The sequence below is a fragment of the Carboxylicivirga sediminis genome (assembly GCF_018156225.1).
Classification (GTDB): domain Bacteria; phylum Bacteroidota; class Bacteroidia; order Bacteroidales; family Marinilabiliaceae; genus Carboxylicivirga; species Carboxylicivirga sediminis.
Genome location: NZ_JAGTAR010000128.1, coordinates 1 through 329, shown reverse-complemented (window position 1 = coordinate 329; position 329 = coordinate 1). Strand labels below are relative to the sequence as shown.

At 42.6% G+C, this 329-nt stretch carries 1 protein-coding gene; it reads left to right on the top strand.

The features are described 5' to 3' along the window. Positions 1-329 (top strand): InlB B-repeat-containing protein (locus KDU71_RS22920; RefSeq protein WP_212193452.1); only part of this gene is annotated, 329 nt, incomplete at both ends.

Genomic DNA, 329 nt, shown 5'->3' with positions numbered 1-329 from the left:
AATGAAAGCAGTGATGAATTTACTATCACACCAGATGCCGGATACAAATTAACATCATTGCAGTTAGGCGGAGAGGAAGTGCAATGGGAAGACAATGCAGGTGTATTAACTTATACAGTGCCCGCAGTAGCAGCTGATGTATCTTTAGTTGCAGCGTTTACAGAGTACTTTACTGTAACTGCAACGGCAGGTACCGGAGGAGCTATAACACCGCCTACTTCTGAAGTCTTAATAAATGAAAGCAGTGATGAATTTACTATCACACCAGATGCCGGATACAAATTAACATCATTGCAGTTAGGCGGAGAGGAAGTGCAATGGGAAGACAA